Below are 21583 nucleotides of genomic sequence, written 5' to 3'. Positions count from 1 at the left end.
TTAACAAAATAGATTTTCAAAAACCATAAATAATTGTATTTTTACGGTTCAAAATTCAGAAAATAAATGGGCAAAATCATTGCGATTGCTAATCAAAAAGGAGGCGTTGGAAAGACTACTACATCAGTAAATCTTGCTGCCTCATTAGGTGTTTTAGAGAAAAAAGTATTATTGATCGACGCTGATCCTCAGGCCAATGCTACATCTGGCCTTGGAATTGACGTAGAATCAGTTGAAATTGGAACTTATCAAATTCTTGAACACACTGTAACACCAAAGGAAGCCATTTTAAAATGTACGGCTCCAAATGTTGACGTGATACCGGCTCACATTGACCTTGTTGCTATCGAAATTGAATTGGTTGACAAAGAAAACCGTGAGTACATGCTTAAAAAAGCATTAGAAGAGGCTAAAGAAGAATATGATTTTATTATCATCGACTGCGCACCTTCTTTAGGATTACTGACACTAAATGCCTTAACAGCGGCGGATTCAGTGGTTATTCCTATTCAATGCGAATATTTTGCACTCGAAGGATTAGGAAAACTTTTGAACACCATAAAAAGTATTCAAAAAATCCACAACCCTGATTTAGACATTGAAGGGCTATTACTAACCATGTACGATTCGAGATTACGTTTATCAAATCAGGTTGTTGAAGAGGTTCAAAAACACTTTAATGATATGGTTTTTGAAACCGTAATTCAAAGAAATGTAAAATTAAGTGAAGCACCGAGTTTTGGTGAAAGTATCATTAATTATGATGCTACCAGTAAAGGAGCTGTGAATTACATTAATTTAGCTCAGGAAATTATAAAGAAAAACAGCAAATAGTTTTTATGACAAAAGCAATTAAAAAACAAGCCTTAGGAAGAGGATTATCAGCATTATTAAAAGATCCGGAAAACGATATTACATCAGTAGAAGATAAAAATGCTGACAAGGTAGTTGGAAACATCATTGAGCTTGAAATTAGTGCTATCGAAATAAATCCGTTTCAGCCCAGAAGTAATTTCAATGAGGAATCATTACGCGAATTAGCCACTTCTATTAAAGAACTTGGTGTGATTCAACCTATTACTGTTCGAAAATTAGATTTCAACAAATACCAGTTAATTTCCGGAGAGCGCCGTTTACGTGCTTCTACTCTGGTTGGTTTAACCCACGTTCCGGCTTACATCCGTATTGCTAATGATAATGAATCATTGGTAATGGCTTTGGTTGAAAACATACAGCGTCATGACTTAGATCCTATCGAAATTGCGCTTTCATATCAGCGTTTGATTGATGAAATTCAGTTAACACAGGAGCAAATGAGTGAACGTGTAGGAAAAAAGCGTTCTACTATTGCCAATTATTTACGCCTTTTAAAATTAGATCCGATTATACAAACCGGTATTCGTGATGGTTTTATCAGTATGGGTCACGGAAGAGCCATTATTAATATAGAGGATTTAGACGTTCAAACAGATATTTATCAAAAAATTGTAAGTCAGAATTTATCTGTTCGCGAAACTGAAGCTTTAGTTAAAAATTATCATGAAGGGCAGCAACCAAAAGCAGAAGGAAAACCAAAATCTGACGCTGCTTTTGTAGTCAGAGAAACACAAAAAAACAGCTTTAATGATTATTTTGGCTCAAAAGTTGATATAAAAGTTGCCGGAAATGGAAAAGGAAAAATTACGATTCCGTTTAACTCAGAAGCCGACTTTAACAGAATTATAAAACTAATAAACGGATAGTGAATAAAATTGTCCCCATAGGCCTATTGTTCTTTCTCTTAGGAACCGTCTCTCTTTTTGCACAAACAAAAGAAGAAACGGTTTTAGTCGCTAAAGACACTACCAAATTGCAGGAAATAGATCCCCTTACACCGGCAAAAGCAGCCTTTTATTCGGCAATTTTGCCCGGTTTAGGACAGGCATACAATAAAAAATACTGGAAAATCCCTTTGGTTTATGGTGCAATTGGTGCCAGTTTGTATTTTTATATTGACAATAACAAAAAATACCATCAGTATCGTGACGAATACAAACGAAGGCTTGAAGGATATAGCGCGGAAAGTGGTGATTTTGATTACCTGAGTGATGACAGACTTATTGCCGGCCAAAAATTTTACCAGCGTAATCGTGATTTATCCGCTTTATTTGTTGTTGGATTTTACGTCTTAAATATCATTGACGCAAATGTTGATGCTGCTTTGATTCAATTTAACGTCAACGAAAGACTATCTCTTCGTCCGGAAATTTATCCCTCGGATGTAACTTTTAAACCAAATGTTGGACTAACTTTTAATTACAACTTTTAAATAGCTTTTTTACCTCTATTTAAATTTAAAAATATACAAAAAAATGAAAATTGCACTTTTAGGATACGGAAAAATGGGTCAGGTAATTGAAAGGATTGCTCTGGAAAGAGGTCATGAAATTGTCTTAAAAAAAGATGAATTCAATACATATGACGGACTTTCAACAGCAGATGTCGCCATAGATTTCAGTGTTCCTACTGCAGCCGTTTCTAATATTTCAAGTTGCTTTCATGCAAATGTACCGGTAGTTTCAGGAACAACTGGCTGGCTGGAACATTATGATGAAATGGAAGCACTATGCAAAGAAAAACAAGGTGGTTTTATTTCGAGTTCAAACTTTAGTCTGGGAGTAAACATCTTCTTTGAGTTAAATGAATATTTAGCCAAAATCATGGCTCAATTTGACTCTTATAAAGTATCAATGGAAGAAATTCACCATACCCAAAAATTAGATGCACCAAGCGGAACTGCAATTTCTTTGGCAAAAGGAGTGATTGAAAACAGCGCTTACGCAAAATGGACAATGGAAAGTCCAAAACCGGAAGAGATTTACATCGAAGCCAAAAGAATTGGTGATGTTCCCGGAACTCACACAGTAACTTATGATTCAAGCGTTGACAGCATCGAGTTAAAACATACTGCACACAATCGTGAAGGCTTTGCTTTAGGAGCTGTTATTGCTGCTGAATGGTTAGCAGGTAAAAAAGGAATCTACACAATGAAAGACGTTTTAAATCTGGAATCTAAATAAAATCCAAAAAATAATATTCTGAAATTTCAGAACTAAAATATAAAACTATGACACTTTATCTTTGGTTTGTTTTTTTCTTAGCCGTACAAATAATTCATTTTCTGGGAACCTGGAAATTATATCAGGCCGCAGGCCGAAAATCCTGGGAAGCAGCAATCCCTGTTTATAATTCGATTGTTTTAATGAAAATCATAAGCCGACCTACATGGTGGACACTACTGCTTTTCATCCCGATTATTAATCTGATTATGTTTCCGGTTGTTTGGGTAGAAACACTGAGAACTTTTGGCAAAAAAACAACTTTAGATACTATTTTAGGAATTTTTACTTTAGGATTTTATGTTTATTATGTAAACTATACTCAAAAACCAGAGTACAATGCCAATAGAAAATTAACACCCGAAAACAGAACAGCAGACACAGTTAGTTCACTCCTTTTCGCTATAATTGTAGCAACGTTGGTTCACACATATGTGGTACAGCCTTTTACAATCCCAACCTCTTCCTTAGAGAAATCACTGCTAATTGGAGACTTTTTATTCGTAAGTAAAGTAAACTATGGCCCAAGAGTACCTATGACCACGATTGCATTACCAATGGTACACGACTCTATTCCGTTAACTAAAAGAAAATCATATCTAAGCTGGCCACAATTACCTTATTTTAGATTGCCTGCTTTAGAAAAAATAAAAAATAATGATATTGTTGTTTTTAACTGGCCGGTTGATACAGTGCATTACTTCTTTGAACCAAAAGGAAAACCTGGCGTTATAAAACCAATCGATAAGAAATCAAATTACGTAAAACGTTGTGTAGGGATTCCAGGAGATAATTTATCAATTAAAGATGGTTTAGTTTTCATTAATAACAAAGAGTTAATTCTACCTGAAAGAGCAAAACCACAATATGAGCATCGGATTTATGCTACTAAAGGTGTATCTAACGAATTATTAAAAGCTACAGGCTCTACTGAATTTGCAAGAACCTACATAATTAAACCAAATAGCGATGCACAATTAGACGCTGTAAGACCTTACATTATGTCTGCAAATCATAATCCTGACAATTCATACACTGTACAAACAGGATTTAATGGTCTACCTATAAATGTAATCCAAAGTTCAGGTATCTATGCCCAAGAACAATATCTTGCAGAGACAAATGCTAATTTGACTTTAAAAGCCGCAGAAGAATTAAGAAAAAATAAATCAATAGATTCAATTGTTAGATATATAGCTAAGGAAAAAGAAGGTGATTTAATTTTTCCACACAACGGAAAATGGACAATGGATGAATATGGCCCAATATTGATTCCTAAAGCCGGCACAACAGTTCAATTAAATAATGAAAACATATCTTTATATGCCCGAATAATTAGAACATATGAAAATAACAAATTGGAAATAAATGGTAATGAAATCAAAATCAATAACCAAATAACCTATAATTACACTTTTAAGCAAGATTATTATTGGATGATGGGTGATAACCGTCATCACTCAGAAGATAGTCGATATTGGGGTTTTGTACCAGCTGATCACATTGTAGGGAAACCTGTTTTTATCTGGATGAGTTGGGATACCAACGGAAAAGGCATTAATAAAATCCGCTGGGACAGAGTTTTCACCACTGTTGATGGCGAAGGGCAGCCACAATCCTATTTCAAATATTTTCTGATTGCATTAGCCGTATTTTTTATTGGAGAGTATTTTTGGAAAAAAAGACAAGAGAAAAAAGCATAAATAAAAAAGTTATTTTTGTTTGCTTCGCCTGTTCGAGCAAGCTCTTGAGTCAGGTTTCAAGTTTCAGGTTCGCAAACAACTTGAAACCTGAAACTTTTAACCTAAAATTAAAGAAATGAATTCCTTATTACTTCCTACCTATTTTCCGTCGATTAGCCATTTTGCAGTTATGGTTCAATCTGAAAATATCACTTTTGAAATGGAAGATAATTTTCAGAAACAGACTAATAGAAACCGCACCTATATCTACAGTCCAAACGGAATTCAACTTTTAAATATTCCTGTTAAACATTCTAAAACGGCACATCAAAAAACGAAAGATGTTTTAATTGAGAATGAATTTGACTGGCAAAAACAGCATTTCAAATCTTTGGAAGCCGCCTACAGAAGCTCTCCTTTTTTTGAATTTTTTGAAGACGATATTCTTCCTGTATTCGAAAAAAAACACATGTATCTTATGGATTTAAATCTTGAAGTGCTGGATATAGTGACCAAATGTTTACGTATGAAATTGGGGTTTGGTAAAACAACCGAATATTTTCATGAAACAGAAAATATGCTTGATTTCAGATATTTAGCAAATGGAAAGAAAGATACCAATTCATTCGAAAAATACCCTCAGGTTTTTGACGAAAAACATGGTTTTATTAATAACCTAAGCGTTTTGGATTTACTATTCAATGAAGGTAAATTTGCAATGGATTATTTAAAAGCACAGAAATTAGAAGTAAAATAATAGGGTAATCTACGTTTTGGATTTTTTTATTGGAATTTGGAGCATTAAAAATTGAAATTTATTATTAATTATTCCATCGAAATCCTTGTCATTATTGGATAATGATCAGAATTTTCAAAATCAGAAAAGCTCTCAAACTGTTTTACTTTCATTTTTGGATCTGTAAAAATATAATCAATTCTAGCAGGATAGTAGCGAAATTTATATGTCGCTCCAAAACCTTCCCCAGCTTCTTCAAAAGTATCTTTTAGCTTTCCTTTAATGTTTCTGTAAACATACGAAAATGGACTATTATTCATGTCTCCACATATAACAATAGGATTTTTACACTGTTTAATATTCTCTTTAAAGATTTCTGCCTGCTCCTGCTGCTGTCTAAATCCCGCACTGATTCTGCTATAAATTTGTTGTGATTTACGTTGGTTTACATTATCAATGTCATTCGAAATCTTATCAACATCAGGTGATATTTTAATTGACTGCAAGTGCATGTTATAAACACGAATAACATCTTTCCCTCGTTTTATATCAGCATAAACTACATTATTATCTGATTTAGGAAAAATAATATTTCCTTCATTTATAATTGGGAATTTTGAAAAAATAGCCTGCCCTGTTTTTATTTGATTCCCGTCAATAAAAATATAACGGTGCGGATACACTTTTAAATCAAGGTGAGCTGAATTTGAATATTCCTGAATGCACAAAATATCAGGGTCTTTTTCATCAATAAAAGCTTTAATATTTGAAGGGATATCATCACGATCCAACCATTTAAAAACATTAAAAAGACGCACATTATAACTCATTACAGAAAAATCTTTTTCATCTTCTACATATTCCTTACCAGAAATTTTATAGAATTTACTGATAAATGTAATTCCTGTCAACAACACCAAACCAGACAAAATAAGGCGTTTTTTAAACTGAATTGCCCAATACACGAAGAAGAAGCCATTTAAAACAAAAAAAGCCGGCATAAACAGCGTAAGCACCGATAAAAGCGGAAAACTTTTAGGTGCTAAAAAAGGCAAAATATAGACACTAAATGTAACAATAGTTAGTACTATATTTAAAAAGAACATTATTTTATTAAACCACGAAAGGTTATTCATAATTATCTTGCTAAAATTATTTTCCAGCTTTAAATAAAAACTCTTTTTCTTCTTTTGTTAGACAATCATAACCAGATTGGCTAATTTTATCTAAAATCTCATCTATTTGCTGTTGTGTTTTGTCTTTTGTAACAATTCTTGAAGTAACTTTTTCTGTAGGTTTTTGATAATTTTTATGAACTTTTTTAAATGGGGTCGAAGGTGATTTCCTGAATAAGTTAACAAAAAAATCTATTATTCTGGAAACAATAATACTTAAATCTGTTCCGTTTTGAAGTAGTTTAATGTAAATAAAACCAAAAAAGGCCCCGGCTAAATGTGAGATATGTCCACCTGTATTATCCAAACGCAATTGCATAAGATCTAAAATAAGTATCACACCTGTAATATGCCATAATTTTACATTTCCAATCAATAACAAACGAACATTCATCAATGGCTGATACGTTGTTGCAGCAACAAGAATTGCCATAATTGCAGCGGAAGCCCCCACAATAGGAGCTGAAATATTCAAAAAGTAATAACTTAATGCAAATGTAATCCCTGCAAAAATGGCACTTAAAATATATAAGCCTAAGTATTGTTTTTGAGTAAAAAAAGTCAAAAACAACTGGCTCGCAAAATTCAATACCATCATATTAAACAATAAATGTAAAAATGAAGAATGAAAAAATGCATAGGTTATAAATGTCCAGGGTCTGAATAAAAAAACCTGAGGATCAGACGACAATGCGAGCCAACTTGGATAAGCAAATCCGCCTTCGGAATATTGGTAAAAAAACACTAATGAAATTAAGAAACATGCAACATTCCAATAAATCAAACGTAGTGCAATACCACCTATTTTGTATTGTAATTTTAAATCATCCAGAATATTCATAAAAGATTCTTTTTGGTTTTATTATTAATTATTTAAAGTTAAAAATTAATTCCAACGATTGCCATTAAACTGATTTTTTTTCCAGTATAACATCATTAAATAACCTGTTAACGCTCCTCCAAGATGTGCAAAATGTGCGATTCCGGTGCTACCGCTTGCAAAAAAAGAACTTCCTTTCAATCCAAAAAACAAATCAATTGCTAAAATTACCGGAACAAAATACTTTGCTTTAACAGGAACGGGAATAAACATAAATCCAAGTTGGGCATTAGGAAACATAAATGCAAAAGCCGTCATTAAGCCGTAGGTAGCGCCAGATGCTCCTAAAACAGGTGACTGAACTATTGAACTTGCTTGTACCAAAGAATTAAATTGTTCCTGTGTACAGTTTGCCTTATCCAAAATAGTAGCAATTTGACCCGGTATCATTTTCCCATTTGCATCAAATAAAGACTGATAATCTGCATTTAAAATCAAATGAAGATCAGATTTAGACAAATTCAGATTGGTTACAGCATTTAAAATACTCTGTATCTCTAAATAATTCACTCCTGTATGAAGCAATGCAGCACCTAAACCGCAAGAAAGATAAAAAAACAAGAATTTTTTCCCTCCCCAAAAATGTTCTAATGCAGATCCAAAACTATACAATGCAAACATATTGAAGAGAATATGCGCAAAATTCGGCCATTGCGCATGCATAAACATGTGGGTGAAAATTTGCCAAATTTCGAAATTATTACTTTCCGGATAAAACAGTGGTAAATATCCATAAGAGACATTGACCAATTGAGATCCAATAAAAAAAAGAATATTAATAATAATCAGTTGTTTTACAACTGGAGTCATATTCATCATAAGGCAAACTTTTTATCTATATCTTCAACACGCATGGTGATGAAAGTAGGTTTTTGAAAAGGTGAAATATTAGGATCTTTACAGGCAAATAATCCGTTTACCAAATTATCCTGTTCTTTTTCGGTTAAATAAGATCCGGTTTTAACCGCTAAACTTTTGGCCATTGATTTGGCAATGGTATCATTTTGACTATAACTATTGGCTGGGATTCCATCTTGTAAATCACTTAATAATTGTTCGATTACTATAGAAACTTCACTTTCGGCAATATTTACCGGAATTCCTGAAATTACGATATGATCCGTTTGTGCTTCCTCAAAAACAAAACCTGTTGTTTCTAATGAAGGCTTTAACTCTTCAATCAATGTCATTTCATCTGAAGAATAAAACAAATTCAAGGGAAACAACAATTGCTGACTTGAAGCCTGATTTACTGTCATATTCAGTAAAAACTGTTCGTACAAAATACGCTGATGAGCGCGTTGCTGATCCACAATTACCATTCCTGATTTTATCGGCGAAACAATATATTTTTTATGTATCTGATATGTTTTTTGACTTGCCTGCTCTATTTCATCATCATTAAACAATGACGATGTTACTTCCTCATTTTCGAATGTAAAAGGCGAACTCTCAATACTTTCTACATTATCTAAATCCAACCCAACATATAAACTTTCCCAGCTTGCTGTTGGTTCTACTCTTTTAGAATATCCGGAATATGAATTTGACCCTGAACTAAAACCGGAACCCGAACCAGATCCTGAACCGGCTTTTGAATAATGCTGATTTGTTTTATCATCTGTAAAAGGATTAAAAGTTCCATCAACCTGAATCGTTGGCGTTTCTGCTTCCAAATCTTTATAATAGTATGGTGTGTCTAAATTCGAATCCCTGTCAAAATCTAAAACAGGGGCAACATTAAATTGTCCAAGACTATGTTTAATTGAGGCCCTTAAAATAGCATATAAAGCCTGTTCATCATCAAACTTAATTTCAGTTTTTGTTGGATGAATATTGATATCGATTGTGTTTGGCGGAACTTGCAGATATAAGAAATAACTTGGCTGAGAACCATCTTTCAAAAGTCCGTCATAAGCAGCCATAACTGCGTGATGTAAATAACCGCTTTTTATGAAACGATCGTTTACAAAAAAGAACTGCTCACCCTTGCTTTTCTTAGCAAATTCAGGCTTACAAACAAATCCCTGAACGTTTATAATTTCAGTATCTTCATTTACAGGAACTAACTTTTCATTGGTTTTCCCAGACATTATTCCAACAATACGCTGACGATAACCTGCAGCCGGCAAATTATACATTTCGCTTCCGTTATGATAAAAAGTAAAATGAATATTGGGATGCGCCAAAGCTACACGCTGAAATTCATCCATTACGTGACGAAACTCAACGGTATCCGACTTTAAGAAATTACGTCTGGCGGGAATATTAAAAAATAAATTTTTAACTGCAAAAGAAGTTCCTTTTGGCAAAACTGCTACTTCCTGCGAAATAAACTTGCTTCCTTCAATAATTATGTGTGTACCTAGTTCTTCCTGATCTTGCTTCGTTTTCATTTCCATATGCGCAATTGCCGCAATAGAGGCCAAAGCTTCACCACGAAAACCCTTAGTGCATAACGAAAATAAATCTTCGGCCTGACGTATTTTTGAGGTTGCATGACGCTCAAAACACAAACGAGCATCTGTAACACTCATACCCTTACCATTATCAATAACCTGAACTAATGACTTTCCGGCATCTTTGATAATAAGTTTAATGTCGGTTGCATCAGCATCAACAGCATTCTCCAACAATTCTTTTACGACTGAAGCAGGTCTTTGAACCACCTCCCCGGCAGCAATTTGATTAGCAACATGATCAGGAAGCAATTGAATAATACTTGACATTAAAATTTAAGATTGTAGATTAACGATTTAAGAATTTTGATTTAAAATCTAAACCAAGGCGTACAAATTTAAGAATTTTCTCTTGGCTTTTGGAATATGTGATGTCATAAAAAAAACAAAAAACCTATACTATTTGACACAGTATAGGTTTTAGTATTTTTAAAACAATTGTGTTTATTCTTTTTCTATTTTGATTGGAGTTTCTTCAATTTGAATTGCACCTGAAGACAACAAAGGCTGATTAAACGGATGTGAAATTGAAGCCTGCTGACGAATGTACGCCATTTTTATTGCAGCAATAGCAGCTTCAGTTCCTTTGTTTCCGTGAATCCCTCCACTTCTATCGATTGATTGTTGCATTGTATTGTCTGTCAAAACACAAAAAATAACCGGAATATCTGTTTGAACATTCAAGTCTTTGATTCCTTGTGTAACACCTTCGCATACAAAATCAAAATGTTTGGTTTGTCCCTGGATAACACAACCAATTACAATAACTGCATCAACATTTTGTGTTTGCAACATTTTTTTTGCCCCATAAATCAGTTCAAAACTTCCGGGAACATTCCAGCGGATAATTTGCTGTGCCGGAACCTCACAATCTGTCAATGCTTCGAAAGCACCATTATAAAGCCCTTCTGTTATAGTCTCGTTCCACTCAGAAACAACAATCCCAAATCGAAAGTCTTTCGCATTTGGGATTGTGTTTTTATCGTATTCTGATAAATTTTTATTTTCAGTAGCCATCTTTTATATTTAAGATTTTAGATTTTTAATTTAGATTGTAAAAATACAAATCTAAAAACTAAATCTGAACTCAAAAAATAAAATTATTGCGCTAATCCAATCAATACATCAACAGAAGCAGCTTCCGGAGTTGCATCAAAGTTTTCTTTAATATCTGTAAAGTATTTCAAGGCGTCTTCTTTTTGACCTAAAGCTAAAGCTGTTTTACCTGCTTTTAATAAAAAACGAGGTGTTGTAAAATCGTTTTTATTAGATTCTGCAGCTTTTACATAGTAGTCAAGAGCTTCTTTTTGTTGATTTTTTTGAGAATAAGCATCTCCAATTCCTCCAATTGCTAAAGCATTAACGATAGCCTCATCTGATTTGAATTCTCCTAAATATTTAATTGCATCATCAAATTTACCGATATTCAAAGAAGCCATACCCGCATAATAGTTTGCTAAGTTACCAGCATCTGTTCCAGAATATTCGTCAGCAATTTTAATAAATCCGAATTTACCTTCAGAACCATTTAAAGCTAATTTATACAATGAATCGCTTGCTACTCCTTCTGTTGCTTTTTTATAATTTTCCTGAGCAACAAACATTTCATTTGCAGCTTCATCTTGTTTAGGAGCTTCAATAAATTTTTGGTAAGCCAAATATCCAATTGTTACTACAGCAATACCGGCAACCAAACCAATAATGATTTTTTGATTTTTAGCCACCCAGTCCTCAGTTCTTGAAGCAGTTTCATCTAACTTTGAGAAAACACCGGCAGTTGTACTATCTTTTTCGTCAATAATTACCTCTTGTTCTTCATTAACTTCTTTTACTTCCTTCTCTTTTGGTGTCTTATATCCTCTTTTATTGTAAGTTGCCATTTAAAATTAATTTAGTGAACGGCAAAAATAAAATTTTTATTGAAATTGACGTCAAAAAAATCAATTTTATCACTATTTTAAAAAAAATAATTTCAACAATCATAACTCCTTTTAGTTCAGTTGCAAAATAAATCATTCGAAAAAGCCTCAAAAGCCTTTTATATCGATAATTTTCGATAATTTGCACCCTCGAATTCTTGGCTTTCCAAAACACCAAAATTCACCTTTAGAGTTCCTTAAAATGCATTTAAACAAAATTTCTCTATTCAATTATAAAAATTTCTCCGAAGTTAGTTTTGATTTCGACCACAAGATCAATTGTTTTGTTGGCAAAAACGGAATTGGCAAAACCAATGTACTCGATGCTATTTATCATTTGGCTTACGGAAAAAGCTATTTTAATCCGTTGGCTGTTCAAAACATCAAACATGGAGAAGAGTTTTTTGTGATTGATGCCGAAATAGAAAAAAATGACAGGACGGAGCAAATTGTCTGCAGTTTAAAAAAAGGGCAAAAAAAGGTTTTAAAAAGAAACGGGAAGGCTTATGATAAATTTTCGGAACACATTGGATTCATTCCGCTTGTGATTATTTCTCCGGCAGATCGTGATTTAATTGTAGAAGGCAGCGAAACACGACGTAAATTTATGGACAGTGTGATTTCGCAATTAGATTCTAATTATCTGCATCAGCTTATTCAGTATCAAAAAATAATTGTTCAGCGTAATGCTTTACTGAAATATTTTGCACTGAATCATGTTTTTGATAATGACACCTTATCTATATATAATGAACAACTGAATAGTTTTGGACAGTCTATTTTTGAAAAACGAAAAGATTTTCTGGAACAATTTATACCTATATTTAATACACACCATCAAGCTATAACAGGATCCGAAGAATCAGTTCAATTGGTTTATGAAAGTTATTTGTTTGACAAAGATCTCCTGATTCTTTTACAGGAAAATATCAATAAGGATCGTGCGCTGCACTACACAAGTGTTGGTATCCACAAAGATGATTTATCATTTGAAATCGATTCACATCCAATAAAAAAATTCGGATCTCAAGGCCAGCAAAAATCATTTTTGATTGCTTTGAAACTGGCACAATTCGAGTTTCTTAAAAAACAAAGCGGCGTAAAACCATTGTTACTTTTTGATGATATTTTTGATAAATTAGATGAAAGCCGTGTCGCCAAAATAATAGAAATGGTTAACAGCGAAACTTTTGGCCAGCTTTTTATTTCAGATACACATCCGGAACGTACCGAAAAAATTGTCAAATCGACACATCAGAGTTATAAAATATTTAATTTGTAATTTTATAAAGAATTCAAAAGTTAAAGAAACAACTGCAATAAAAAATCGATTATGCTTACAAAAGAATCATTGCAATTTTTAGACGATTTAAAAAAGAACAATAACAGAGACTGGTTTCAGGACAATAAAAAACGGTACGAAGTATTCAAAAAAGATTATCATCAACTGGTAAGTGATTTCCTGGATGTAATGAAACCCCTTGATCCTTCACTGGAATTATTAGAAGTCAAGAATTGTACTTTTAGGATTAATCGTGATATTCGATTCTCAAAAGACAAATCACCTTACAAAGCACATTTAGGCGTTTGGATGTCTGCCGGAGCTAAAGGAGCGAATCGTGCAGGATATTATGTTCATATTGAAAAAGGCGCCAGCTTTATCGCAGGAGGATTTTATTCGCCGGAAGCCGAGGATTTAAAAAAAGTCCGTAAAGAAATTGCATTTTTTCACGATGATCTGGAAGCTATTTTAGCTGATAAAAATTTCAAAAAAGAATTTGGAAATTTAGATATAAACGAAAATAATTCTCTTAAAAGCATGCCTCGTGGTTACGAAAAAGATCATCCGGCAATTGCCTTTTTAAAATTAAAAAGTTTTACTGCTACTCAAAAATATGACATTTCTGAAGTCACCAAAAAAGATTTTGTTGGCAAAATGAGTCAGAAACTAATCGCACTAAAACCTTTAAATGAATTCATTAATCGTGCTTTAGAAACAGAGGAATTTTAAGTTTATCGAATGAAAAAAAGGAAAATACTTTTTCTGGGAGAATCCTATCGTGCCGATGCTATAACATGGATGAAAGGCCTGAAAGAATTTGGCGATTTCGAAATCTGCACCTGGGAACTTCAAACACCAAACAATTCAAAACTGAATCGGTTCAAACGTCTTTTTGAATATATCTTTTCTCCTGTTTCGATTAGAAAAACAATCCGTCAGCAAAAACCAGACATGATTATTGCAGAAAGAACGACCAGTTATGGTTTTCTTGCTGCAATTTCCGGAATGCATCCAATTGCAATTGCTCAGCAGGGCCGAACTGATTTATGGCCTGAAACTTCTGTTTTATATCCCTTAAAAAAATTAATTCAAAAATATGCTTTCAAAAAAGCCGATTTAATTCACGCCTGGGGACCTGTAATGACTATTTCGATGAGAGAAATTGGCGTGGATATGAATAAAGTCCTGGTTCTTCCAAAAGGAATTGATTTATCTATTTTTACTCCGTCAACCCATAATCCAAAAAGAATTGAAGCAATTGTAACACGTTCTCTCCAACCAGAATACCGACACGATTCTATTCTAAAAGCTTTTGGAATTTTAAACCAAAAAGGAATTGATTTTTCATTAACCATCGTTGGCGACGGAACCAGATTGCAGTTTTTGAGAGATCTGGCAAAAGAATTGCAAATCGAAAACAAAGTAATCTTTACAGGAAGAATTCCGAATACAGAACTCCCTAAATTACTACAGCAATCGAATATTTATATCAGCATGCCCATTACCGAAGGTGTTTCAGCCTCTTTATTTGAAGCTATGGCCTGTAATTGTTATCCCGTAGTTTCGGATATTCCGGGAAATCAAAGCTGGATTAAACATCGTAAAAACGGACAGTTGATTGAAATTGATAATATCGAAATGCTGACCGAAGAATTGATTTGGGCTATTGAAAATATCGAATCCCGAAATATAGCTATTCTTCAAAATAGAAACTTTGTAGAAGACAATGCTAATTATGACATTAATATGAAAGTCATAGCAGACAAGTATCATAACCTATTGAATTTAAATAAATAATTGCAACATTTTTATCGGTTGAACGTTAAGTACTATTTTGGCATTTATTACAGAAACAGAATTTAGCTCCAATTAATACACTTCAGATATATTTCGCTAACCTCATAAAAACAGATTCGTATCGAATAGCTGACTTTTTAATTGCATCAGCATCAACAATCTACACCAATTAACGAGGCGTGAAAAATCTGATAAAATAACCAAAAAGACTGAAAAAAGCAATAATATTACACATTAAAACCAACTATAATAAATTACAATCATTACATTTGAAATCAATTATGCCCAAATACGGGATTTACAAAAGCGTTATATTTATGGAAATCCAATCCAATTTTTCTTTAAAAAACTACAATACTTTTGGCATAGAAGCCAAAGCTAAACAATTTGTTGCCGTACATTCAGTTGATGAATTGAAAACTATTTTGAAGGAAAATAAAAACGAGAAAAAATTCATCTTAGGCGGAGGAAGCAACATGCTTTTAACGCAAGACATTGACGCTTTGGTGATTCATATTGATTTGAAAGGTAAAAAAATGATCAAAGAAGATGATGATTTCGTTTGGGTCGAAAGTCAGGCCGGAGAAACATGGCACGATTTCGTACTTTATACAATAGACAATAATTTTGGAGGACTGGAAAACATGTCCCTGATTCCTGGAAATGTTGGAACAACACCTGTTCAGAATATTGGTGCATACGGAACCGAAATTAAAGACACCTTTGTTTCCTGCGAGGCAATAAACATTGAATCTCAGGAAATGAAAACCTTCACAAATACCGAATGTAATTTTGGATATCGTGAAAGTATTTTTAAAAACGAAGTAAAAGATCAATACATTATTACATCGGTAATTTACAAATTGACAAAACGCAATCATAAAATCAATACCTCATATGGCGATATTACTATAGAATTGACCAAGAACAGCATTACTGTTCCGACCTTAAAAGATGTCAGTAACGCCGTTATCGCTATCAGAAAAAGTAAGTTACCTGATCCTAAAGAATTAGGAAACAGCGGGAGTTTTTTTAAAAATCCAATTTTATTAAAATCTCATTTCGAAAAAATTCATAAAAAGTTCCCTGAAATGAAATACTATGAAGTTTCTGAAACCGAAGTAAAAGTTCCGGCGGGATGGTTAATCGAACAGGCAGGTTTTAAAGGAAAACGCTTTGGCGATGCCGGAGTTCATAAAAATCAGGCTTTGGTTTTGGTAAATTACGGAAATGCAACCGGGCAGGAAATTCTGGCGGTTTCTAGAGATGTTCAAAAAACAGTTTTTGAAATTTTTGGCATTCAAATCGAAGCGGAAGTAAATGTTATTTAAACTAGATTTTTTTACCTATTTAACTCCTAAATGAAAAAACTAAATATTAGAGTAATTTTATTTCAGTTGATCGGAATAATTTTCTTAATTCATGGCATGCTGCAATTAAGGTTTTATACTGTTGCAGAAAAATTCATTTGTGCTACAAATCATTTTCAGGATCAAAAATCGGAATGCTGGAATAGATTATTTCCAACTACTGAAGATATTTCCAGTTTTTGGCCTAGTATTTATATCTGGATATTCTTAGGCTTATCAGCTGGAGTCATTCTAATTTCTTTTTTGAATTGGAAGTATAAATTTTCATCTCTAAATACAATTTTAGTCTCAATAGTAATGTACATTATTATAAGACTTAAATTCTTCAGAAAAGGAGTATTCTCGAGACTATTCGATTTTTTTGCTTCATCAATTACTGATGATTTTGCCTTACGATTTATCATTGGAGGAATTACTTTTACTGCCTTTGGAATTATCGTTTTATGGCTAAGTGTTAATCCAAAATTGTTTAATTTTAGAAAAACTTAGTTTCAAGCCTTTTTTCAATCAAAGCATATGTGAACGATTTATAAGTTTTAGCAAGACAAAAAAACACTTAAAACATTCCTAAATGTATACACCTGACTTATATAAAAATGAAGATCCGGAATCGATCAGAACTTTTTTAAAAGAAAACAGTTTTGGAATTTTAATCAATCAGACAAATGGCAAATTATGCGCAACCCATATTCCGATTGAACTTGAAGTGAATGCTTACGGAAAAGAAATCCTTCAGGGACATATTTCAAAACTAAATCAGCAGGCTGAAGGTTTTACTGAAAATGATCAGGTTTTAGCAGTATTTACCGGCCCACATTCGTATATTTCTTCTTCGTGGTATGATCATGAGAATGTGCCTACATGGAATTACATAGCCGTACATGTTTACGGACGAATTAAAATTGTAGACGAAGCTGCTTCAATAGAACAACTTAAAAAATTAGTTGATAAATATGAAGCCAACTCAGAAAACCCTGTTATTGTAGAAAACTTATCTGCAAAAACAATGCGCGAAGCTAAAGGTATTTTTGGTTTTGAGATAGAAATTGATGAAATTCAGGCTACTAAAAAACTATCACAAAATCGTGATGACCAAAATTATAAAAATATAATTTCAGAGTTAAAAAAGACCGAAAACCCTCAGGCTATTGCCGTTGCAAAAGAAATGTCGAAATGCAGAAAGTAAATCGGTTTTAATCATTGAAAATTAGGAATTCATAAGTACATTTGCACTCGCAAGATTCAAAAATTAAAAGACATTAAAACAGATGCTTATACTTTTACTTTACTTCTTTATTGCTGTTGTATTCATACAAATTTTTTATTACTTAGGGATTTTTGGAAAGTTCGCTTTTGGAAAACCTCAAACCATTACACCAAAAAAACTTCCGGTTTCTGTAATTGTCTGTGCAAAAAACGAAGAAGAAAATGTAAAAAAATACATTCCATTATTGGCGGAGCAAAATTACCCTGATTTTGAAATTGTTTTAATTGACGATGCATCTAGTGATGAAACGTTAGAAGTTTTTGAGGAATTTGAAAAACAATATTCAAACATTCGATTAGTAAAAGTAAAAAACAACGAAGCTTTTTGGGGAATAAAAAATACGCTTTAACTTTAGGCATCAAAGCCTCTTCAAAAGATTATTTACTATTTACTGATGCAGATTGCTATCCAGTCTCAAAAGAATGGATTACTGCCATGACTTCACAATTTACCATGAATAAAACTATTGTATTAGGATATGGAGGTTATGAAAAAACGGAACGTTCTTTATTAAATAAAATTATCCGTTTTGAAACAGTTCTTACAGCATTACAATATTTTTCATGGGCAAAAACAGGCCTTCCTTACATGGGAGTCGGGAGAAATCTGGCTTACAAAAAAGAAGAGTTTTTTAATGTAAACGGTTTTATTGAACACATTCAGGTTCGTTCAGGCGATGATGATTTATTTGTAAACCAGGCGGCAAACAAAGCAAACACTACAATTGCATATACACCTGAAAGTTTTACTTATTCAAAACCAAAAGAAACCTACAAAGAGTGGTTTACACAAAAAAGAAGACACGTTGCTACTGCAAATTATTATAAATTTTTCGACAAAATTCAATTAGGTCTTTTTTACAGCTCACAATTATTATTCTTTTTATTAGTTATACTTTTACTAGCTTTTCAATTTCAATGGATCATAGTCCTGGCATTATTAGCAACCCGCTATACGATTGTATGGATTGTATTCGGATTTTCTGCAGGAAAATTAAAAGAAAATGATCTTAAAGTTTGGTTTCCTATTATTGAAATCGTGCTTGTAATTATTCAAATTAATATATTTATAACTAATATTTTTTCAAAACCAGCAAATTGGAAATAAATTCTAAAATAGAAAAAGCAAAAGAAGGCGATCAAATCGCCTTTACTTTTTTATTAGATTTTTACTGGAATGAAGTGTACGGATTTATGTTGAAACGTACCGAAAATGAGACTACAGCTGAAGATATTACTATTGAAACTTTCTCAAAAGCTTTCGATAAGATTGCAACTTACAACCCGGATTTTCAATTCAACACCTGGTTAATCAGTATTGCAAAAAACGTTTACATTGATTTACTGCGTAAAAAGAAAACGAATCTTTTTATAGAAATCACAGACAATGAAGATCAACAGGCCTACAATATTGCCGACCCTACTCCCTCTGCAGAAGATGCACTGATTAAAGAGCAAAATTTATCCCGCTTGCTTTTATGTATCAAAGAATTAAAACCACATTATCAGGAAGTCATTCAGTTGCGTTATTTTCAGGAAATGACTTATCAGGAAATTGCACTCAAAATTAATGAGCCTTTAAGCAATGTAAAAGTAAAATTACTTCGTGCTAAAAAATTATTAGCAGAAATTATCGAACGAAATAGATAATTTACTATCTTTAATAAAAGAATAAGACATCAGCATATTTATTCTTAAAAAACCAAACATTTCACACACAAAAAGTTCTTTGTTTTCGTTATTAGTTAAACTATAAACCTTGTCATGCTTATGATTTAATGTTACTTAACCTTTTAAATCTAATTACTATGTCTAAATTAAGCCTTTACGAAACCAAATGGACTGATCTTGTTTTCGAAAACAAAAACAAAGAGTACGGCGCGTACCAATTACGTCAAGAGAATACCAAAACAACAATTACCGCACTATTTATGGCGTTGCTATTGATAGCTGCACTAGGAAGTTTGTCTATGTTGGTTGGTAAACTTACAAAATCATCTGCTATAATCGAAAATCTTCCTCCTATAGACGAAGTAATTAGAACAGTTGATTTAGATCAGATAATAAAACCTAAAACGGAAGAAGCCGTTGCCCCACCAGCACAGCAACAACAAGCTGTTACCCAAGTAACACAATCCAGTCAATTAGTAAACCCTGTTGTCGCTGTAACTCAGGATGCTATACAAGACATTGCAACAAACAAAGACAATGCTCCGGTAGTAGATAATACTTCCATCGGAACTGGAACTGCTGTCAATGTATTGCCAACAACAGGCGGTAATGGAACGGGAGGAGAAGCAACTAAAACAACAGGCGACGGAAATACGGTTGTAAGCACAGCCATATTAGACAAAATGCCGGAATTCCCGGGCGGAATGGCTAAGTTCTACACTTATGTTGGAAACAACTTTAACAAACCTGAACTGGACGCTGAAAGAACATTGCGAGTATATGTTTCTTTTGTTATCGAAAAAGACGGCTCAATGACTGATATTACAGTAAAAAACGATCCTGGTTACGGATTAGGAAAAGAAGCTATACGTGTTCTAAAATCATTAAGAACAAAATGGACTCCGGGAATATTAGAAGGAAAACCGGTGCGAACCGCTTATAATCTTCCGATAATAATAAAAACGGAAATGGAACAATAACAATACAAAAGCAGAATTTAGGTTCTGCTTTTTTTTGATCAAAAATGTACATTTGCACAAAAATCAATTTATTCAAAAACACATTTTAATGCCTTTCACTTTTTCTCATCCTGCAATAGTTTTACCATTAAAATATTTTCCAAAAAAATGGTTTTCATTAACAGGATTAGTTATTGGCAGTATGGTTCCGGATTTCGAATATTTTATCAGAATGAAAGTAAAAAGTATTTACAGTCACACGATTGATGGAATATTCTGGTTCGATTTACCTCTCGCTCTTCTGTTGGCTTTTCTTTTTCACAACATAGTAAAAAAGTATTTATTCCAAAATTTACCTAAGAGTTTTCAAATAAGGCTTTCAATCTTCAACGATTTTAACTGGAATAATTATTTTAAAAACAACTGGTTTATTATAATTATTTCAATTTTAACAGGAACTGCATCGCATCTTTTCTGGGACAGCTTTACTCACGATCATGGATATTTTGTCAATCGTATTTCCTGGCTGCAAAAAACTTTTTCCTTTTTTGATATAAAAATCCCAGCATTAAAAATTGCACAGCACTCAAGCACAATTATAGGAGGAACAGTTATTCTTTATACCTTTTTTAAACTCCCGAAAGGTTCTACTCCAATTTTCTCAATAAATAAAATTTACTGGATTTTATTATTGCTTATATCTTCTATAATTTTATTTTTTCGATTTACAACAGAACTAAGGGCTAAAGAATACGGAAACATTATTGTTTCTATTATTTCATCGATAATGATTGCATTAGTTTTAACCCCTATTTATTATATTTTAGCAAATTTTCAAAAAACTAGGAAATTCAATTAATTTTGTAAAAGCTTAAAAGAGAAATCAATCAAATTAAACAACTAAAAAATGGGAATATTTTCAGCTATTCTTGGCAACGCCGGTTCAGTAAGCCAGGAGGATTTAATTAAAAAATACGGACAGCTTTTAACCGATAACGAAGAAATCGAAATGGGTTTTAAATTAATCCGGGACACTTTTATCTTCACTAATAAAAGATTAATTTTAGTTGATGTACAAGGAATTACAGGAAGCAAGACCGAATACAAGTCAATTTCATACAAAAGCATTACACGATTCAGCGTAGAAACTGCCGGAACGTTCGAACTTGATGCCGAATTAAAAATCTGGGTTTCAAGCGAATTACAGCCTAGTATTATAAAACAATTTAATAAATCAGTAAATGTTTATGATGTGCAAAAAGTATTGGCACACCATGTTTTAGGATAAA

At 32.9% G+C, this 21583-nt stretch carries 22 protein-coding genes and 1 pseudogene; 17 read left to right on the top strand and 6 right to left on the bottom strand.

The features are described 5' to 3' along the window. Nucleotides 1-66: 66 nt before the first annotated feature. From BXU10_RS01855 to BXU10_RS01830, 6 genes are all read left to right on the top strand, one after another. Nucleotides 67-834: a ParA family protein gene (locus tag BXU10_RS01855; RefSeq protein WP_031455881.1), complete on the top strand. Its 768-nt coding sequence runs from the start codon at nt 67-69 to the stop codon at nt 832-834. A gap of 5 nt (nt 835-839) precedes the next feature. Then, on the top strand, nt 840-1742 hold the full coding sequence (locus BXU10_RS01850) for a ParB/RepB/Spo0J family partition protein (RefSeq protein WP_031455882.1): 903 nt from the start codon (nt 840-842) through the stop codon (nt 1740-1742). Next, a complete protein-coding gene (locus BXU10_RS01845) occupies nt 1742-2308 on the top strand; it encodes a DUF5683 domain-containing protein (RefSeq protein WP_078225867.1) in 567 nt (188 codons plus the stop codon). The genes BXU10_RS01850 and BXU10_RS01845 overlap by 1 nt, the downstream gene beginning before the upstream one ends. Before the next feature lie 43 nt (nt 2309-2351). Further along, a complete protein-coding gene (gene dapB / locus BXU10_RS01840; RefSeq protein WP_078225866.1) occupies nt 2352-3059 on the top strand; it encodes a 4-hydroxy-tetrahydrodipicolinate reductase in 708 nt (235 codons plus the stop codon). 47 nt (nt 3060-3106) lie between these two features. Continuing rightward, the gene (gene lepB, locus BXU10_RS01835) at nt 3107-4801 is read left to right on the top strand and encodes a signal peptidase I (RefSeq protein WP_078225865.1); all 1695 of its coding nucleotides are present in this window, start codon (nt 3107-3109) and stop codon (nt 4799-4801) included. 115 nt (nt 4802-4916) lie between these two features. Continuing rightward, complete coding sequence (locus tag BXU10_RS01830) at nt 4917-5537, top strand: WbqC family protein (RefSeq protein ID WP_078225864.1); 621 nt, start codon at nt 4917-4919, stop codon at nt 5535-5537. Nucleotides 5538-5605: 68 nt separating this feature from the next. Here the strand turns inward: BXU10_RS01830 and BXU10_RS01825 are convergent, their stop codons facing one another. The 6 genes from BXU10_RS01825 to BXU10_RS01800 form a co-directional block, all read right to left on the bottom strand. Continuing rightward, nucleotides 5606-6652 carry an endonuclease/exonuclease/phosphatase family protein gene (locus BXU10_RS01825; protein WP_078225863.1) on the bottom strand — a complete coding sequence of 349 codons (1047 nt, stop codon included), beginning with the start codon at nt 6650-6652 and terminating at the stop codon, nt 5606-5608. Nucleotides 6653-6668: 16 nt separating this feature from the next. Then, nucleotides 6669-7532: a rhomboid family intramembrane serine protease gene (locus tag BXU10_RS01820; RefSeq protein WP_078225862.1), complete on the bottom strand. Its 864-nt coding sequence runs from the start codon at nt 7530-7532 to the stop codon at nt 6669-6671. A gap of 45 nt (nt 7533-7577) precedes the next feature. Beyond that, nucleotides 7578-8390: a rhomboid family intramembrane serine protease gene (locus BXU10_RS01815; RefSeq protein WP_078225861.1), complete on the bottom strand. Its 813-nt coding sequence runs from the start codon at nt 8388-8390 to the stop codon at nt 7578-7580. Next, nucleotides 8387-10300 carry a DNA mismatch repair endonuclease MutL gene (mutL, locus tag BXU10_RS01810; protein WP_078225860.1) on the bottom strand — a complete coding sequence of 638 codons (1914 nt, stop codon included), beginning with the start codon at nt 10298-10300 and terminating at the stop codon, nt 8387-8389. Before mutL ends, BXU10_RS01815 begins: the two co-directional genes overlap by 4 nt. A gap of 174 nt (nt 10301-10474) precedes the next feature. Beyond that, nucleotides 10475-11047, bottom strand: a complete 573-nt coding sequence (gene ribH / locus BXU10_RS01805) for a 6,7-dimethyl-8-ribityllumazine synthase (protein ID WP_078225859.1) — start codon at nt 11045-11047, stop codon at nt 10475-10477. An 83-nt stretch (nt 11048-11130) separates the two neighbouring features. Further along, entirely contained in the window at nt 11131-11910 is a 780-nt protein-coding gene (locus BXU10_RS01800; RefSeq protein WP_031455892.1) for a hypothetical protein, read from the bottom strand. A gap of 241 nt (nt 11911-12151) precedes the next feature. Here BXU10_RS01800 and BXU10_RS01795 point away from each other — a divergent pair, with 241 nt between their 5' ends. The 11 genes and pseudogenes from BXU10_RS01795 to BXU10_RS01745 all read left to right on the top strand — a co-directional run bounded on the left by BXU10_RS01795 (nt 12152) and on the right by BXU10_RS01745 (nt 21582). Further along, complete coding sequence (locus tag BXU10_RS01795) at nt 12152-13231, top strand: DNA replication/repair protein RecF (RefSeq protein ID WP_078225858.1); 1080 nt, start codon at nt 12152-12154, stop codon at nt 13229-13231. 51 nt (nt 13232-13282) lie between these two features. Then, nucleotides 13283-13960 carry a DUF2461 domain-containing protein gene (locus tag BXU10_RS01790; protein WP_078225857.1) on the top strand — a complete coding sequence of 226 codons (678 nt, stop codon included), beginning with the start codon at nt 13283-13285 and terminating at the stop codon, nt 13958-13960. Between the two features lie 9 nt (nt 13961-13969). Further along, nucleotides 13970-15028 (top strand): glycosyltransferase, encoded by a 1059-nt coding sequence (locus BXU10_RS01785; RefSeq protein WP_078225856.1) that lies wholly within the window; start codon nt 13970-13972, stop codon nt 15026-15028. 317 nt (nt 15029-15345) lie between these two features. After that, complete coding sequence (murB, locus tag BXU10_RS01780; protein WP_078227881.1) at nt 15346-16359, top strand: UDP-N-acetylmuramate dehydrogenase; 1014 nt, start codon at nt 15346-15348, stop codon at nt 16357-16359. Between the two features lie 30 nt (nt 16360-16389). Further along, nucleotides 16390-16887, top strand: coding sequence for a hypothetical protein (locus BXU10_RS01775; protein ID WP_031455897.1), 498 nt, complete (start codon nt 16390-16392; stop codon nt 16885-16887). 82 nt (nt 16888-16969) lie between these two features. Next, a complete protein-coding gene (locus BXU10_RS01770) occupies nt 16970-17584 on the top strand; it encodes an FMN-binding negative transcriptional regulator (RefSeq protein WP_078225855.1) in 615 nt (204 codons plus the stop codon). Nucleotides 17585-17666: 82 nt separating this feature from the next. Then, nucleotides 17667-18772: pseudogene (locus tag BXU10_RS01765) on the top strand (glycosyltransferase). Beyond that, nucleotides 18763-19314, top strand: coding sequence for an RNA polymerase sigma factor (locus BXU10_RS01760; protein ID WP_078225854.1), 552 nt, complete (start codon nt 18763-18765; stop codon nt 19312-19314). The pseudogene BXU10_RS01765 and the gene BXU10_RS01760 overlap by 10 nt, the downstream one beginning before the upstream one ends. 158 nt (nt 19315-19472) lie before the next feature. Then, entirely contained in the window at nt 19473-20315 is an 843-nt protein-coding gene (locus BXU10_RS01755; RefSeq protein ID WP_078225853.1) for an energy transducer TonB, read from the top strand. 88 nt (nt 20316-20403) lie between these two features. Continuing rightward, nucleotides 20404-21153, top strand: coding sequence for a DUF4184 family protein (locus BXU10_RS01750; protein WP_035136608.1), 750 nt, complete (start codon nt 20404-20406; stop codon nt 21151-21153). A gap of 48 nt (nt 21154-21201) precedes the next feature. Next, the gene (locus tag BXU10_RS01745; protein ID WP_078225852.1) at nt 21202-21582 is read left to right on the top strand and encodes a PH domain-containing protein; all 381 of its coding nucleotides are present in this window, start codon (nt 21202-21204) and stop codon (nt 21580-21582) included. The last annotated feature ends 1 nt before the right edge of the window (nt 21583 follow it).

Source organism: Flavobacterium sp. LM4 (genome assembly GCF_002017935.1).
GTDB classification, from domain to species: Bacteria; Bacteroidota; Bacteroidia; order Flavobacteriales; family Flavobacteriaceae; genus Flavobacterium; species Flavobacterium chungangense.
The sequence above is the reverse complement of the archived record's forward strand: the minus strand, read 5'-3'. Positions and strand labels throughout refer to the sequence as shown.